15 protein-coding genes are annotated in these 15049 nt (G+C 55.6%); 4 read left to right on the forward strand and 11 right to left on the reverse strand.

Annotation, left to right across the window (positions count from 1 at the left end; genetic code table 11):
* Positions 1 to 28 precede the first annotated feature (28 nt).
* The 8 genes from rnc to HYW18_02180 form a co-directional block, all read right to left on the reverse strand.
* Complete coding sequence (gene rnc, locus HYW18_02145) at positions 29 to 733, reverse strand: ribonuclease III (GenBank protein MBI2484928.1); 705 nt, start codon at positions 731 to 733, stop codon at positions 29 to 31.
* A gap of 9 nt (positions 734 to 742) precedes the next feature.
* Entirely contained in the window at positions 743 to 1219 is a 477-nt protein-coding gene (gene nusB, locus HYW18_02150) for a transcription antitermination factor NusB (protein ID MBI2484929.1), read from the reverse strand.
* Positions 1220 to 1267: 48 nt separating this feature from the next.
* Positions 1268 to 1555, reverse strand: coding sequence for a 50S ribosomal protein L32 (rpmF, locus tag HYW18_02155; protein MBI2484930.1), 288 nt, complete (start codon positions 1553 to 1555; stop codon positions 1268 to 1270).
* Positions 1556 to 1589: 34 nt separating this feature from the next.
* Positions 1590 to 4073 (reverse strand): DNA gyrase subunit A, encoded by a 2484-nt coding sequence (gyrA, locus tag HYW18_02160; protein MBI2484931.1) that lies wholly within the window; start codon positions 4071 to 4073, stop codon positions 1590 to 1592.
* 9 nt (positions 4074 to 4082) lie between these two features.
* Positions 4083 to 4283, reverse strand: a complete 201-nt coding sequence (locus tag HYW18_02165) for a hypothetical protein (protein MBI2484932.1) — start codon at positions 4281 to 4283, stop codon at positions 4083 to 4085.
* A gap of 2 nt (positions 4284 to 4285) precedes the next feature.
* Positions 4286 to 4924, reverse strand: coding sequence for an MBL fold metallo-hydrolase (locus HYW18_02170; GenBank protein MBI2484933.1), 639 nt, complete (start codon positions 4922 to 4924; stop codon positions 4286 to 4288).
* Between the two features lie 3 nt (positions 4925 to 4927).
* Positions 4928 to 5599 (reverse strand): hypothetical protein, encoded by a 672-nt coding sequence (locus tag HYW18_02175; GenBank protein MBI2484934.1) that lies wholly within the window; start codon positions 5597 to 5599, stop codon positions 4928 to 4930.
* A gap of 119 nt (positions 5600 to 5718) precedes the next feature.
* Positions 5719 to 6078, reverse strand: coding sequence for a hypothetical protein (locus HYW18_02180; GenBank protein MBI2484935.1), 360 nt, complete (start codon positions 6076 to 6078; stop codon positions 5719 to 5721).
* Between the two features lie 211 nt (positions 6079 to 6289).
* Between HYW18_02180 and HYW18_02185 the strand changes: the two genes are divergently transcribed.
* From HYW18_02185 to HYW18_02200, 4 genes are read left to right on the forward strand one after another with little or no spacing between them, the layout of a single operon-like run.
* Positions 6290 to 7420: a S1 RNA-binding domain-containing protein gene (locus HYW18_02185; protein MBI2484936.1), complete on the forward strand. Its 1131-nt coding sequence runs from the start codon at positions 6290 to 6292 to the stop codon at positions 7418 to 7420.
* A 57-nt stretch (positions 7421 to 7477) separates the two neighbouring features.
* Positions 7478 to 9334 carry an ATP-dependent zinc metalloprotease FtsH gene (gene hflB / locus HYW18_02190; protein ID MBI2484937.1) on the forward strand — a complete coding sequence of 619 codons (1857 nt, stop codon included), beginning with the start codon at positions 7478 to 7480 and terminating at the stop codon, positions 9332 to 9334.
* Positions 9312 to 10280, forward strand: a complete 969-nt coding sequence (locus HYW18_02195; protein MBI2484938.1) for a hypothetical protein — start codon at positions 9312 to 9314, stop codon at positions 10278 to 10280. Before hflB ends, HYW18_02195 begins: the two co-directional genes overlap by 23 nt.
* The gene (locus tag HYW18_02200; protein ID MBI2484939.1) at positions 10277 to 12010 is read left to right on the forward strand and encodes a type II/IV secretion system protein; all 1734 of its coding nucleotides are present in this window, start codon (positions 10277 to 10279) and stop codon (positions 12008 to 12010) included. Before HYW18_02195 ends, HYW18_02200 begins: the two co-directional genes overlap by 4 nt.
* On the opposite strand, the gene tsaE is transcribed toward HYW18_02200, so the two are convergent.
* The 3 genes from tsaE to HYW18_02215 all read right to left on the reverse strand — a co-directional run bounded on the left by tsaE (position 11987) and on the right by HYW18_02215 (position 14972).
* A complete protein-coding gene (tsaE, locus tag HYW18_02205; protein ID MBI2484940.1) occupies positions 11987 to 12445 on the reverse strand; it encodes a tRNA (adenosine(37)-N6)-threonylcarbamoyltransferase complex ATPase subunit type 1 TsaE in 459 nt (152 codons plus the stop codon). The two genes, HYW18_02200 and tsaE, sit on opposite strands and share 24 nt — an antisense overlap.
* A complete protein-coding gene (gene tsaD, locus HYW18_02210) occupies positions 12442 to 13446 on the reverse strand; it encodes a tRNA (adenosine(37)-N6)-threonylcarbamoyltransferase complex transferase subunit TsaD (GenBank protein MBI2484941.1) in 1005 nt (334 codons plus the stop codon). The genes tsaE and tsaD overlap by 4 nt, the downstream gene beginning before the upstream one ends.
* A gap of 74 nt (positions 13447 to 13520) precedes the next feature.
* On the reverse strand, positions 13521 to 14972 hold the full coding sequence (locus tag HYW18_02215; GenBank protein MBI2484942.1) for a hypothetical protein: 1452 nt from the start codon (positions 14970 to 14972) through the stop codon (positions 13521 to 13523).
* Positions 14973 to 15049: the final 77 nt, after the last annotated feature.

Here is a 15049-nt window from a genome sequence, read left to right on the forward strand (position 1 = left end):
TTCTCCGTTCAAGCGGAGAATTTTTGTTTTACCCCGCCCATCCTTTTGCTTTTAGTGCATTCTGGGCAGCAGAGACTTGTGCTTCTTGTTTGCTCGTCCCCTCACCCGTGGCCACCAACTCGCGTCCAAGATACACCCCAATCACAAACTTCTTGGCATGATCCGGCCCCGATTCTTCAATCACCTTGTATGCCGGCGTGACGGCAAATCGCTCTTGCGCCTCTTCTTGAAATCGTGATTTTGGATCTACGTACAGCTTGAGCTCAAGAATCTTCGGCAGCTCGACAAGAATATGCGATAAGATAAATTGCTTCGACACTTCCCATCCCTGGTCCAAATACATGGCCCCAATGATCGCCTCGCAGGCGTTGGCCAAGATATAGCGTCGGGCTTTTGAGTTGGCATCTTTTGCTTCTCCACGCGAGAGATAGAGAAACTCCTCCGTCCGCCACCGTGCACAAATATCCGAGAGCGTGTCCGCATTTACAAGCGACGCGCGCCAGTTGGTAAGCTCGCCTTCTGGATTATTGTAGTTCTGATACAGGTGCTCCGTGACGACAAGCTCAAGCACCGCGTCGCCCAAAAACTCCAGGCGCTCGTTGTGCCCGATGGGAAAGTCCGGATGTTCATTGAGGTAGGACCGGTGAACGAGAGCTTGACGCAACATGTCCGTATTCTTGAATGTCACGCCCAATTCTCGTTCAAGGTCTCCAAGAGGTGAGTGGAGATCCATAGAAGTATATTATTTTTTCTCTTCATCTTTTTTCTTCGGTGGTTCTTTGTCTACAGCTTTCTCGTTCCCGCTCGCGATCATATCTTTATAGATGGCCCCAAGCACCCCATTTACAAACCGCCCGGATGCCTCGCCACCGAATCCTTTCGCCAACTCGATGGCTTCGTTAATCGCTACCTTCGAGGGTACGCGCTCCGAATAACACAGCTCATAAATACCCAGACGAAGGACATTCCTGTCAATCACGGTGATGGATTCAATCGGCCAGTCTGGAGCAAAGCGCCGGATGCGCTCATCTATCTCCGTTAACCGTCCCAGAACCCCATCCACGAGTTCTTTGATGAATCCTTCGTCATCGAACTTCGGCGCAAACTCCCCGCGGGCATATTCCCGCCATGCCTCAAGCTGGCCGGCATCCTTGCCGTTGAAATCCCACAGATAGAGCGTTTGGAGCGCGATGGTACGCGCAAGGTGCCTGTTCGACATAGAGCAAAGAGCGTTACAGGGAGTATACCATACAAAAGCGCCTGGGGATTACCCAGACGCATGTTCTTTTTCTTCTTTGTGTTCCTCGTGATCGTGATCGTGTGTCCCGGTCTTTGCCTTCATTTTTTCTTGCGCACGTTTCATGAGGCGCTCCACTGACCGCGCAACATTGAGAACTTGGCGACCTCGATAGAACCCACATTGTGCACACGCCGTATGTGGGCGAACAGGCGCTTTACATTTCGGACAATCCGAAATTTGCATCGGCTTCAAGGCATGGTGAGCCCGACGCCGACGTGTTTTGGACTTGGAATGTCTATGGCCCGGCAATGGCATAACGGCGGCACTCTAGCAAAGGAGTACGTGCATGTCAAACAAGTTCCGCCGTCGCCACGGCGTCCCCTTCTTTCTTAAATCTCATAACTCGTACTCCCTGCGTAGCCCGTCCAAGCACCGAGACAGAGGAAAGCGCCGTGCGAATTACCTGCCCTGCCTCCGAAACAACCAAGAGATCACGCTCGTCGTCGGAACGCACAATTCGCGCAGACACTACTGACCCCGTTTTGTCCGTGACGTTTGCCGTCATAATGCCGGATCCGCCGCGACCTTGTACTTTGTATTCCTCTACCGGCGTGCGCTTGCCGTACCCATGTTTCATGAGCGTGAAGAGCTGATACGCGCCCTTCTTTGCTTTACTTGCAATCACTTCCATCCCCACAATCTCATCCGTGCCGTGCAACTTAATACCGCGCACCCCCGCCGCCACGCGCCCCATCGCGCGCACGTTCTTTTCGACAAACTGAATTGCCTGACCATCAGCCGTTACCAGAATAATATGGTCGTCCCCATCCGTTGGCCGTACCCACTGCAAACTATCACCTTCGTTTAATTTAATGGCAATAAGCCCGCTTCGGCGCACCGATTCAAACGCGCCAAGCTCCACTTTTTTTATTGTCCCGCGTCGCGTTACCATGACCAAATATTTGTACGATTCAATATCTTCAAGCGAGAGAGACGTGGTGACAAGTTCGCCCGGTGCGAGCTGTAGAAAATTCACCAGTGCCTGCCCCTTTGCCGTCCGGCTCGCTTCGGGCACATCGTACGCTTTCAACTGGAAGATACGCCCGCGGTTCGTGAAGAAGAGCAAGTCTTTATGCGTCGTTGTGGCAAAAACTTGTTCTACCGCGTCCTCTTCTTTCGCGGTCATGCCCGAGACGCCTTTCCCCCCACGCGCTTGCGCTTTGAACGTGTCCGGCGGAAGGCGTTTAATATATCCCCCCTCGGTGATCATCACGACGGTCGGCGCATCAGCGATGACATCCTCCATGCGGAAGTTTTTCACGCCGCTTGCCACAATCTCTGTGCGGCGCGCATCGCCGTAGCGTTCCTTCATGTCCTTCGCATCCTGTTTCACGATCATCAGAATTTTCGCCGGAGATTTGAGGATAGCTTCAAGCTCCTTGATAAGCGCCATCTTCTCTTTATATTCCTGTTCCACCTTCAACCGTTCCAAGTTTGCCAACCGGCGTAGCTGCATCTCTAAAATCGCCAGTGCCTGCAGCTCCGAAAGTTTAAATTTTTTAATGAGGTTGGCTTTTGCCTCGTCTTGATCGGCAGATTTCTTTATAGTCTCAATCACTTTATCAATCTGCAAAATAGCAATGCGGAGTCCCTCCAAAATATGGGCGCGCGCTTGCGCTTTATCAAGATCGTATGCCGTGCGGCGGCGAACCACTTCCTGCCGATGCTTTACGTACTCCTCAAGCATGCCGCGCAGGTTGAGGAGGCGCGGCGCAATCCCGTCCACTAGAGCGACAAAATTCGTATGAAAAGTATCTTGCAGTTGTGTGGCTTGATACAGGCGGTTCAACACTTTTCTGGGATACGCGTCCTTCTTGAGTTCAATGACAACGCGCAGCCCGTCTTTGGACGACTCGTCGCGCAAGTCGCGAATGCCCTCGATCTTTTTCTCCTGCACAAGATCAGCAATCTTCTCAAGCAGCGCCGCCTTGTTCACTTGGTAAGGAATCTCGGTAACAATAATAGCGTGCCCTTGCTTATCCTCCACGATTTCGGCTTTCGCCCGCATGACGATGCCGCCTCGGCCCGTGGAATACGCTTGGCGGATGTCCTCACGGTTGTAGATAATCCCGCCCGTGGGAAAATCCGGGCCCTTCACGAACTGCAACAAATCTTCCACGGTCGCTTTTGGATTTTCAATCAAGTGAATGATCGCGTCGCACACTTCGGTGAGGTTGTGAGGGGGAATATTCGTGGCCATACCGACCGCAATCCCAAGTGTCCCCTCCACCATGAGAGTAGGGAGCTTAGAGGGAAGCACGCGCGGTTCCTTGTGCGTGCCATCGTAGTTTGGCGCAAACTCCACCGTTTCTTTTTCCAGGTCCACGAGCGCCTCCTCGGCAATAGCAGAAAGCTTGGCCTCCGTATAGCGATAGGCAGCCGCTTCGTCTCCGTCAATCGAGCCGAAGTTCCCCTGCCCGTGCACAAGGGGGTATCGGAGCGAAAAGTCTTGTGCCAAACGCACAAGCGCCGCATACACCGATGCGTCCCCGTGCGGGTGGTATTTCCCAAGCACGTCTCCAACCACCGTGGCGCATTTTTTAAACTTGGCGCTCGCCCGTAGCCCCGACTGCCACATGGAGTAGAGAATGCGCCGTTGAACGGGTTTCATGCCATCGCGCACATCGGGAAGAGCGCGCTGAACAATGACAGACATGGCATAATCCAAATAACTCGTCTCCATCTCGGTGACAATACTACGATCCACAATGTGCCCAGCGGACGGTGTTACCTGAGTGTCTTCCTGTTTTTCTGGCAGGGGGCGTTTGGCCATACGAAAATATTACTTGGCAAAGGCGTTTTGGAATCCATCTTTCAGCTGATCTTGCGTGGCAGCCCCCCCTTCGAGACTCTGTCCGAACGTCCGAAGTGACTCCCTCACACTCAAGAGCCAAACCGCAAGGCTCCCCGCAAGCACAAGCGCAAAAGCTGTATAGGCAAAGATCCGTGTCCGGTGAGGAAGTTTTGGATCAACAAGCTGCATAGCTATTCGCGGCGTAAAACAACAACTTGAAGAACGTCCTCCGTCAAGTCTTTTTTGGCGACTTTCCATTTGACCTGTTCTTCTTTGGAGGTACTGCCAAGCGCGCGCAAAAATTTTTCCGGCCCCAACTCTTTCACGCCGATAGAAGATGCCCCAAAATAGATCGGGACGACCGCGCGCGGCTCAATGGCCGTCACGACTTCTGCGGCCGTCTCGGCATCGAGCACCACCCCGCCGCCCACGGGCACAAACAGGATGTCTACATCCCCAAGCAATTTCAATTCTTCCTCCGAAAGCGGACGGTCAAGCGCGCCTAAATGCGCGACCTCCAATCCCTCGGCCGTCAGTCGTGAAACGAAGTGTGCACTCCCATCTTTGCGCGGAACGGGAAGGGCGTAGCAGAATATGCCACCCACTTCGTACTCGCCCGGAATATCTATGACGAAAGGCTTTCCTTCTATACCCTCAAGCGCGTGCGATTCCGGCGCATCATGGGAAGCAACAATCAAATCTGCTTTAAGCAACCGCGGCGGACGCATGCCAACGCTCGACGCATACGGATCCATAACCACGCGCATTTCGCCCTGCGCGTGCTTTGCCGTCATATCCACACACCCAAGTCCGTGAGAGACAAATTGCATAGTTTACATTTCCCCCAAAACATCCTTCCAGTAGTCTACGGCGGCCTTTACATCCGTCGGGTCTGGATCACGCTCCGTTACCGACCAGCCCGTGCGGAAGGTCCGTACTTGATTATTGATCTCTTCCGCATAGCGCTTGTCTTTGCCCGCAAGCGTTTCCAGCTCCTCGATCAACGCTTCAATACTCTTGGCCTCCGCCTCCCAATGCGCCACGCGTTCGTCGTACTCTTTGACGTGGTTTTTCACAATACCCTTGTCCTCTTGCTCCATTTTGTAGCGCGCCAGCAGCATTCCATCTTCCACCTGGTAGCGCTCTTCCGGAGAGAGCTTCTCCTGAAACCAGCCGCTTGCCATAACCTCTTCAATCGTCACCCCGTCTTTCAACATGGGACGGAGTTTCTCCGCCACTTTCGCATCCACGTGGTCAAGCACAAGTGCAGCCTCCATCCCCTCACCGTACGTTCCGTGCAAATCCAAAAGCGCATGACGGTGTGGATATTCCTTGCGCCCAAGTTCCGCGAGAGCCTCAAGAACGGTTTCCTCTGTGATAGATTCATCTGCACGAAACTTCGCAACCTGTGCCTTTGCCTGCTTGGCAAGATCCGGCAGAGTCGGGGGAAGTTTCTTGACGGCAAGGTCAAATTCGAGGAGAAGAGACTGATGAGGATGGGCCATAGGAGTAGGGAAAGAATGGGGCTATTGTAGCCCAAGCGGCGATGGTCGTCGAGGGAGTCCGCAAAAAGAGAAACCGACCTGTTGAGGTCGGGCGCGGAGGAAGGAACGAGGGGCGGAGGCTAGGCCACGGCGGCAGGCTTACCCGTGCTGAAGGCGGTAGCCGGAAGCGGAATGAGAGCGACGAGCGGCCGCTCGCGATCCTTCAGCTCCTCGACCGGCAACACCGTGTTCGCCAGGCACTCCGTGAGCGCCATGTGCACGCGGGTGTGCAAGTCGTTGCAGACGTCGGGCGTACGCGTCCCCTTCTCCTTGTAGACGATCTCGACGTAGATCGAACGACCTTCGGTCACGATCGGGATGGGACGGATGTTGTCCGCGTGCGCGCCAAAGTCGGGCGTGCCGATCATGGCCTTCACGATGGCCTCCATGAGCAGGCCGGGGGTGTAGAACAGCGGGCAGTAGAGCTTGACAGCGGGCATGGAGCCTCCAGGGTTGCGTTGGCAATGTAGCAGGATACCAAGAAAAATCAAGGTGGATTCTCTCTTAGTGATCTCTAAGAGAGAATCTTTGCTATGCGCCTATCCGCTCCTTGACACTCGGCCTGGCATCGCCTACACTCCCCCCATTCTTTATTCATAGCCCCGTCCGTCCCCGACTACCTAAAAGTCAGGCTACGGCCGGAAATATCGTATGACCGATCAAATCCCTCTCTCCCCTTTTGGCGCTCTTCTCGCCGAGAACGAGGCCTATTTGCTTTTCCCAAAGCTGGGTGACATCGTGAAAGGTAAGGTCGTCTCTGCCAACCGCCGCGAGGTGCGCCTCGACTTGAGTGGTGTCGCCGTGGGTGTCGTACGCGGCCGCGAACTTTTTGCCGAATCCGAAGAATACGCGTCGCTTGAGCCAGGCAACGAAATCGAAGCAACGGTAATTGGTCTTGAAAACGAAAACGGCGAGATCGAACTCTCCTTCCGATTCACGGGTGCCCAAAAGGCATGGGAAGGACTGCGTGATGGCCAGACCAAGAGCGAGATTGTGAAAGCGAAGATCCTCGACGCCAACAAAGGCGGCCTTATTGTGCAGGTGGGCCATGTCACAGGCTTCCTTCCCGTCTCGCAACTCTCCCCCGACCACTACCCACGCGTATCGGGCGGCGACAAGCAGAAAATCTTGGAGAAGTTGAAAACATACGTCGGGGAATCTTTCGACGTGCGCCTTCTGGATGTGAATGAACAAGATGAAAAACTCATCGTCTCGGAAAAGGCTGTGTGGGAAGAGAAGCGTAAAAGCGAAATCTCTCAGTATAAAGTTGGCAATACCGTGGACGGAGACGTTACCGCGCTTGCGGACTTCGGCGCGTTTGTAAAATTCGACGCGCTGGAAGGATTGGTGCACATCAGTGAAATCGCCTGGCAGCGCATTGACCACCCCAAAGATGTCCTCAAGGTCGGCGACCATGTACGCGCCGAGATCATCGGTATAGAGGGATCAAAGATCTTCCTCTCCATGAAGAAACTTATGGAAGATCCGTGGCGTAATGTGGAGAAGAGGTACAAAGTGGGCGACGTGGTAAAGGGCAAAGTGTTAAAAGTAAATCCCTTCGGCTTCTTTGTAGAACTGGACCAAGACATCCACGGCTTGGCGCACGTAAGTGAGCTTTCGGAAAAGCCCGTGGAAGATCTTCACACCATTGCCAATGAGGGCGACACGATTGATTTCAAAGTGGTGTCCATTGAACCAAAAGAGCACCGCCTGGGCTTGAGCCTCAAGGCAATGAAGGAACCCACGGCTCCTGTCAAAGAAGATGTGCCGCAAGCGGCATAAATAGATAATGAACGGGGCTTCGAGGCCCCGTTCCTTCGTGTTATACTGCCATCGCTTATGAAACCTCTCTCGAAAAATGTCATTGTCTTTCTCCTCGTGATCCTTGCGTTTGGCGCCATTCTTTCGACAACCAGAACAACGCAAGAAAAACCTGTCGAGGCTTCCGTGTCGGAAATTGTTGCAAGCATCCATGCCAGCACTATCACGAAAATTGAGGTGCGCGGCACAGAAATGATCGCGTTTGCGAGCGATGGCCGACAATTGAAGGCTACGAAAGAATCCCAGCCGTCCGTGCCCGAACTTTTGTCCACCTACGGCGTGAGCGGCGACGAATTGGCGCGCTTGCCCATTGAGATCAAACAAAACAGCGGCAAGCATTACCTCTTGAGTGTCCTCCTTCCCTCGCTCCTGCCGCTCTTCATCCTGCTCCTCGTGTTCTATCTCATGTTCCGGCAGTTCCAGGGAGCGAATGGCCGCGCGCTGCAGTTTGGCATGAGCGGTGCAAAGGAAGTAAGTGCGGAAGATCGTGCGCGCGTCACGTTTGCCGATGTTGCAGGCGCGAAGGAGGCAAAGGAAGAGCTTGAGGAAGTTGTAGATTTCTTGAAGCAACCAAAAAAGTTTACCGAGGTGGGCGCAAAGATTCCGAAGGGCGTGCTCCTCATGGGCGCACCCGGCACCGGAAAAACGCTCCTCGCTCGCGCGGTCGCGGGAGAGGCTGACGTGCCGTTCTTTCATATTTCCGGTTCTTCATTTGTAGAAATGTTCGTAGGGGTGGGCGCTGCACGCGTGCGCGACCTCTTCGCAAAGGCGAAAAAGAGCGCTCCCTGCATTGTCTTCATTGACGAGATCGATGCCGTAGGGCGCCATCGCGGGGCGGGACTTGGCGGCGGGCACGATGAGCGCGAGCAAACGCTCAACCAGATCTTGGTCGAGATGGATGGATTTGAAACAAACCTGGGCGTCATCGTGATGGCTGCCACCAATCGCCCCGACGTTCTCGACCCGGCTTTGCTGCGTCCGGGCCGTTTTGACCGGCGCGTCGTCATTGACTTGCCTGACATTAACGACCGTGAGGCCATTTTGAAGATCCACGCAAAGAACAAACCGCTGGCGGAGGGAGCAAATCTTCGCCGTCTCGCCGAGCGCACCGTAGGATTTTCCGGCGCCGATTTGGAGAGTGTTCTGAACGAAGCGGCGATTGCAACCGCGCGCCACGACGAAACGACCATCTCCATGCAGAGACTCACCGATGCCATTGAAAAAGTCCTCCTGGGCCCCGAACGCAAGAGCCATGTACTCACAGAGCGCGAGCGTACCGTCACGGCTTATCACGAGGCAGGCCATGCCTTTGTCGCGCACACGCTTCCCCATGCCGACCCCGTGCACAAAATTTCCATCATTAGCCGCGGACGTGCTGCTGGCTACACCATGAATCTCCCCTCCGAAGATCGCAAAATGCACACGCGCGCTTCATTCCTCGATGACATGGCAGTGTTTCTGGGCGGTTATGTTTCCGAGAGCCTCCATTTTGGCGACGTGACGACGGGTGCGTCCGATGATCTCAAACGCGCCACCGCACTGGCACGCGACCTTGTTACACGCTACGGTATGAGCGAGGCGCTCGGCGCCCGCACCTATGGGAGTGCTTCGCAGGAGATTTTCCTCGGCCGCGACTACCACGAGATGCGTGACTATTCTGACGCCACTGCGGAGGCCATCGATCAAGAGATCTTGCGGCTTGTGGAGGAAGCAAAAGGACGCGCCAGGAAGATCATTGAGGAAAATCGTGATAAGATGAAGATAATCGCCGACGAACTCTTGGTGAAAGAAACCATCGAGAAAGAACGTTTTGAAGAATTGGTCGGCGCTAAAACGTCCATGAAGGAGGAGTATGGCGCACGCGTCCAAACGTAACCCTGCCCGTTACCGAACTCTGCTCCGAGAAGCAGCGCAAGAATCCATTGCCGTGCGTGACGGATGGTTTTTTGGTATACCGGCCGCCCTCATTCTCTCCGGGAGTGCCGTGGGGCCCCTTATGCGCGCATGGCGTGGCATTTCCCTCCCCGAAAACACGTTTTTGGAGCGCCTGTTTCCGTGGAGCGAACCGCTTGGGCAATGGGTCGCACAACTCCCCCTCCTCTCCTCCACACGCGCGACCCTTACGTTGAGTTTTGTTATTACCCTGGGATTTTTCCTGGCTATTCTTGCCGTCTTGTGCCAGGGTGCCCTGGTAGAGATGGCCCGCAACAGGCACAAAAAGTCCCCCCGTTCCCTCCTTCAAAATTCAAAGAAAATATTCTGGCGCGTGCTCGGCATTGATGCTCTTGCCTTCGCGACGACGGCCGCTCTCCTCGCTCTCCTTTTCGCCCCGCTCCCTGCCCCTCTTTCGTGGTTTGATGACATAACGCAGATGCTATTCCTTCTTGTGGGCTTTGCCCTCCTTCTTGTCTCTTCGGCCGTAGCAATTTTTGCTTTGGCTGACACGGCATCGGGGACGGGAGTGTGGCAAAGCTGGCGCACAGCTTGGCGCACTGCACTTGCCCACGGTCTCGCAACAGTGGAACTTATTCTTCTGCTGCTTGCCGCAAGCTTCGTCATTGGTGCTATTGGAGCAGTCGCCCTATCCTTCATCACCGTGCTCTACAGCACCCTCTACCTTGTCTTTGCGTGGGCGGGCTCCCTGGTCCTCACATCGTTTGCCACCACGGTGGCTACGCTCCTGTTCGTGGCCACACTCCTTCTTGGGGCTGGGGTGTTCACGGCCTTTGCCTACCACACATTGACACGGGCCTACACGCACATAAAAAAGCGGCAGTTTGAGAGCCGGACGCGCCGCATGGTACAACAGATGTGGCTATGAGCACGCACATGCCCTCTATTGAAGACCTCTTGAAGAAGCCCGCGCCAGGGGCCGGAGTTCGCGCAAAACTAGAATCCGAAAAAACGGCGCCAGAAAAATTTGAAGAGCGGATGACGTCCATTCAGTTGAAGGAGAAGGAGACGGCAATCGCAGAAGCCGCCGCAGGTTCCGGGGTTCCCTACGTCGCGCTACGCGGCCTCGCCATTTCTCCAGAAGCCCTCTCTCTTTTGCCCGAAACGGATGCGCAACACCTGCGGATGGTTCCCTTTTTTTGGGTGGGTTCGGAAGTGCGCCTTGCCGCAATACACCCAGAGGAGACCGCCGTCCAAGATGCGGCGTTTAGTTTGGGAGAACGCAACAAGGCACATATCGTGGTGTATCAAGTTTCCGAAGACTCTCTCGCCTATGGCCTCGGTCTATACGCGGCGCTTCCCAAAATCACCGCAATCATCAAAGGCGTGCGTCTTACGCAAGAAGAGATCGAGCGCTACCAGCAGGCCATGCAGGCGCTTTCTGATGTCGCCAAGCTCCTTACAAGCAATCGTGTTTCAGACACGGTCTCTATTCTCGTTGCTGCTGCTTTGCAATTCGACTCTTCCGACATCCACATCGAAGCTGAAGAGAACAGCATCGCCGTCCGATTCCGCATTGATGGTGTGCTTACCGACATCATGACCCTACCTAAAGACACATGGAAAAAAATGGTCGCTCGGCTCAAGCTGATCTCGGGTCTCAAGATCAACATCACCGACCGGCCACAAGACGGCCGCTACACGATTTTCTTAAATGAGGGGGATACGGACGTGCGTGTTTCCACACTCCCCACGAATTGGGGCGAGTCGGTCGTCATGCGTATTCTGCGCCCCTCCTCCATTCGCGTAGAGTTTCACGACTTGGGGTTCCGTTCGAAGGCGTTTGCAAAACTGCAAGCGGAAATGCAGAAACCGCACGGGATGATCCTTACGACGGGACCCACCGGTTCGGGAAAAACCACGACACTCTATGCCATGCTGCAAAAACTGAACACGAAAGATGTAAAGATTATCACGCTCGAAGATCCTATTGAGTATCACCTGGCGGGCATCAACCAGTCGCAAGTGGACGCGGCCAGAACCTACACGTTCGCGGCAGGACTCCGCTCCATCTTGCGCCAGGATCCGGACATCATCATGGTGGGGGAAATCCGCGATCTGGAAACCGCTGAGACAGCCGTGAATGCGGCACTCACGGGTCACCTCCTCCTTTCCACCGTCCACACAAACGACGCGGCTGGCGCTATTCCACGCCTCCTCAACATGGGCGTAAAAGGGTTCCTCCTCTCGCAAGCAGTCAATGTGGTTTTGGGACAGCGCTTGGTACGTCGCCTATGCGCCTCGTGCAAACAGCCAGCGGCTCTTTCGCCCGAAGACCTCACCCGCGCGCGCGAACAACTGGAATCTATCCCTGAAGCATCCGGCGAGCGTCTTGCATCGCTCGAGGGGCTTACGTTCTTTACGGCAAAAGGGTGCGATAAGTGTCACGGCGGATACAAAGGCCGGCTTGGTATCTACGAGGTCTTGCTTATGGATGCGCTTGTCGCAGAAAAGATGAAAGAAGGATCGATCTCCACCGAAGATATGCGCACAATCGCCGTCGCGCAGGGCATGGTCACGATGTTCCAAGACGGATTACTGAAAGCACTTGAAGGACTTACAAGTCTTGAGGAATTAACGCGCGTCGCCTCCACATAAAGGAGTCACGTCGATCGTGCGGGCAGTTTCTGTCGCTCCAAACTGAAACAGGATGTCCCACCCGGCGTCATGCCGGTTTTTTGTCTCCTCATCGGGCCACTCCACAACGATAATCGCGTCCTTCCTCTCCGCCCATTCGTCCAGTCCGAGATGTTTCCATGCACCCTCTGCAGAGGAGAGGCGATAAAAATCCGCATGGACAAGATACCGGATGATTGGATGCGTTGTTTTATACACATGCACGAGCGTGAACGTGGGACTCCGCACAGGTGTCGTCGACCCAAGCGATTTGGCAAGCGCGCGGACAAACGCCGTCTTCCCCACGCCAAGCTCCCCGCGAAGCAGGGTCACCTCCCCGCCGCGCATAGACGCAATCAAATCCTTCGCAACAGGAGAAAGTTCCTCTTCTCTTTCTGTGTGCCACGTTTTTGTCATACAAGCGAAAGATGCGGATCAGACTCAAGCGTCAGCGGGTCAACAAATAGTCCTTCCCGTGCTTTCAAAAGCCCCGCCACGCCGATCATCGCCGCGTTATCTGTGCAAAATTTCAACTCCGGAATAAGAAGGGGAAGACGGTGAGACGCGGCAAGCACATTCAGCCGCTCGCGCAGAGGCCGGTTCGCCGATACGCCACCCACCACCGTAAGCGACGCGGGAGCATACGCACGGATCGCCTGCGCGGTTTTTCGCGCTAGTGTATCCACGACCGCTTCTTCAAAACTTGCAGCGATGTCGGCAAGAGAGTGAGGCGCGGCGGCTCCATCATGCACCACCCGGCGAACGGCGGTTTTGAGTCCACTGAAACTTACTTCAAGTGTGTCAGCATCCATCATCGGGCGCGGAAACGCAATCGCCGAGGACGAACCCCCCTCTGCCAGTTGCGAGAGGGCCGGGCCGCCCGGGTATCCGAGCCCAAGCAACTTTGCCACTTTGTCGAACGCCTCCCCCGCGGCATCATCGCGCGTACCGCCAAGATAGGTGCGATGAATAAAACTTTTAAACAAAACCCACTCCGTGTGACCGCCAGATACGATCAGTGCAAGAAGAGGAAACAATGGAGTTTCCTGTCCCAGCCAGGCGCTCGCCACATGCCCTTCCAGATGATTAACCGCGACGAGCGGCTTTTGCCAAAGGTGCGCAAGCGTCTTGGCACACTCCACGCCTACGCGAAGTGCCACGACAAGTCCGGGTCCTTGCGTGACAGCAATGGCATCTATATCTTCTCCCCTTCGCGACACCCCGGCTTCTTTAAGGACAGGAAAAAGGCTTTCCATATGCATGCGCGCCGCCACCTCCGGCACGACACCACCATATTTGGCATGGGTCTGCATTTGAGAAGAGACAAGATTTTTCTCAACAATAAACTTTCCCTCTTGTTCAGAAACAATGGCCACCGCCGTTTCATCGCAGCTTGTTTCAATCGCCAACACGCGCATAAGTGTCCGTAGAGTACCTGACAATACTTGGTAACGAAAGACCGGCGAAGCCGGTCGTAAGAAGAGAAAACGAGCTACTCCTTCCAGTGAGCCTTGCGGAGCACGAGCCCGATGGATGCACCCACCGAAGGGACAGGCGGTTCCCCGACGGCAAGAAGGGCGCCGCCGCCAATCTCGATACGCAGTCCCGCCGCTTTCGACGGCCAGAGCGGGATTTCCACTCCGCCCATCGCGATGGGTCCCACCCTGGCGGGCGAAGTACCGGGAAGATTCGAGAACGTGAAACGCGCCTGCATGCCGACCCACGGCTTCACCTGCCGTTCGGGGCGCAACGAGAGTCGGAGGCCCGCACGAAGAGCGGGAAGAAGAAGCGGCACCGAACCGTAGCCCGAGAACGCTGCCTCGCCGCCAAGTTCGAGTTCGACAGGCCCCTTGAGCCGGAAATCGCCGAGCACCGCGATGTCCACCCAGCTCGTGCCATAGAAGAGGTACCCCGCTGAAATGGCGAGACCGACCGGTCCACTCGTCACGTCGTGACGAGAGGTGTAGCGCTCGACCGGAGCTCCCGCAAGATAGGTAAGCGGGCGCTTGGCGTTGCGGTCGTATGTGTAAATGAACGGGGGTGACTCTTCTCCCTCCGGCCACACCGCAACCGTCACGTTTCCCTTTTCGCGGCCGAAGAGTGTCTCCTGCACCAGACGCGCGTCCACATCATCCGGTCGGCGTCGCAGCAGATGCCGAATCCCCTCCATCGAGACGATGTGCGCACCGTTCTGCACATTCCACAGTCGCGTTTGCCAGGGACCATCTTCAATGCGCCACTGCATCACATGCTCCCCCGGCAGAACCGAGAGACCGCCGACTTCCTCGCCTACATGCACCAGATGATCACGACCGTCCACGAGGAACGCCGTAAGCGTCAGGCCCGCCAGCGAGTAGCGGATCGCCACGCGTGACTCCGATTCGGCCTCGGCAACAGCCGTGTTATACACGGCTTCGAGTTCCGCACCGAAATCGCTGTCCCACTCGGGGTGTCCCCGCAAGACGATGGATTGACGGAAGAGCGTTCGGGCCACAGCGGCGCCGGCGGTCCAGTGCGCATGGATGCCCCGCAGAGTAAGCACGCGAGCCAGTTCTTCGGGCTTGAGACCCTCTGTGGCACAGGGCAAAGCCGCCACCAAGTCGTCGAGATAGATGTCCGCCTCCTCAAGATCGAGCGCAACCAGCGCCTCCTTCGCCTTGGTCGTGTACTCCACGAAATTCTGGTGGAACGGGACACGGCCGGTCTGGCATCCACGGCCAGGAAATCCACCCACAACCCAGAACGGATCGCCGGATTCCTGTACCGATGCCGGCAGGGTGACGTCCGAGATCCACACGGGCGCGATGCTGGACGTGTCCACGCCCTCACTCACGAGTGCCGCAAGTGCCCTCTCAAGCGACACGCCGTCGTAGTAGAGGGTGGTCTGTGCCTCTGCCGCCGTCGGCAGAGCCAGAAGGACAAGCAGAGTTGTAAAGATACGCATGACTTCCTCCGTCGGTCCCTTCAAAGAAGAGCCGAGAGAAGAGCTTGCCTAAATTTTCCCATCTCGTCAACCGTCCT

The sequence above is a fragment of the Candidatus Uhrbacteria bacterium genome (assembly GCA_016187485.1).
In the GTDB taxonomy this organism is placed as follows: Bacteria; Patescibacteriota; Patescibacteriia; order UBA9934; family UBA10169; genus JACPJO01.

Excerpts from the sequence above, each read along its gene's own strand:
- rnc (MBI2484928.1), bottom strand. The coding sequence starts at position 733 with ATGGATCTCCACTCACCTCTTGGAGACCTTGAACGAGAATTGGGCGTG.
- nusB (MBI2484929.1), bottom strand. The coding sequence starts at position 1,219 with ATGTCGAACAGGCACCTTGCGCGTACCATCGCGCTCCAAACGCTCTAT.
- rpmF (MBI2484930.1), bottom strand. The coding sequence starts at position 1,555 with ATGCCATTGCCGGGCCATAGACATTCCAAGTCCAAAACACGTCGGCGT.
- gyrA (MBI2484931.1), bottom strand. The coding sequence starts at position 4,073 with ATGGCCAAACGCCCCCTGCCAGAAAAACAGGAAGACACTCAGGTAACA.
- HYW18_02165 (MBI2484932.1), bottom strand. The coding sequence starts at position 4,283 with ATGCAGCTTGTTGATCCAAAACTTCCTCACCGGACACGGATCTTTGCC.
- HYW18_02170 (MBI2484933.1), bottom strand. The coding sequence starts at position 4,924 with ATGCAATTTGTCTCTCACGGACTTGGGTGTGTGGATATGACGGCAAAG.
- HYW18_02175 (MBI2484934.1), bottom strand. The coding sequence starts at position 5,599 with ATGGCCCATCCTCATCAGTCTCTTCTCCTCGAATTTGACCTTGCCGTC.
- HYW18_02180 (MBI2484935.1), bottom strand. The coding sequence starts at position 6,078 with ATGCCCGCTGTCAAGCTCTACTGCCCGCTGTTCTACACCCCCGGCCTG.
- HYW18_02185 (MBI2484936.1), top strand. The coding sequence starts at position 6,290 with ATGACCGATCAAATCCCTCTCTCCCCTTTTGGCGCTCTTCTCGCCGAG.
- hflB (MBI2484937.1), top strand. The coding sequence starts at position 7,478 with ATGAAACCTCTCTCGAAAAATGTCATTGTCTTTCTCCTCGTGATCCTT.
- HYW18_02195 (MBI2484938.1), top strand. The coding sequence starts at position 9,312 with ATGGCGCACGCGTCCAAACGTAACCCTGCCCGTTACCGAACTCTGCTC.
- HYW18_02200 (MBI2484939.1), top strand. The coding sequence starts at position 10,277 with ATGAGCACGCACATGCCCTCTATTGAAGACCTCTTGAAGAAGCCCGCG.
- tsaE (MBI2484940.1), bottom strand. The coding sequence starts at position 12,445 with ATGACAAAAACGTGGCACACAGAAAGAGAAGAGGAACTTTCTCCTGTT.
- tsaD (MBI2484941.1), bottom strand. The coding sequence starts at position 13,446 with ATGCGCGTGTTGGCGATTGAAACAAGCTGCGATGAAACGGCGGTGGCC.
- HYW18_02215 (MBI2484942.1), bottom strand. The coding sequence starts at position 14,972 with ATGCGTATCTTTACAACTCTGCTTGTCCTTCTGGCTCTGCCGACGGCG.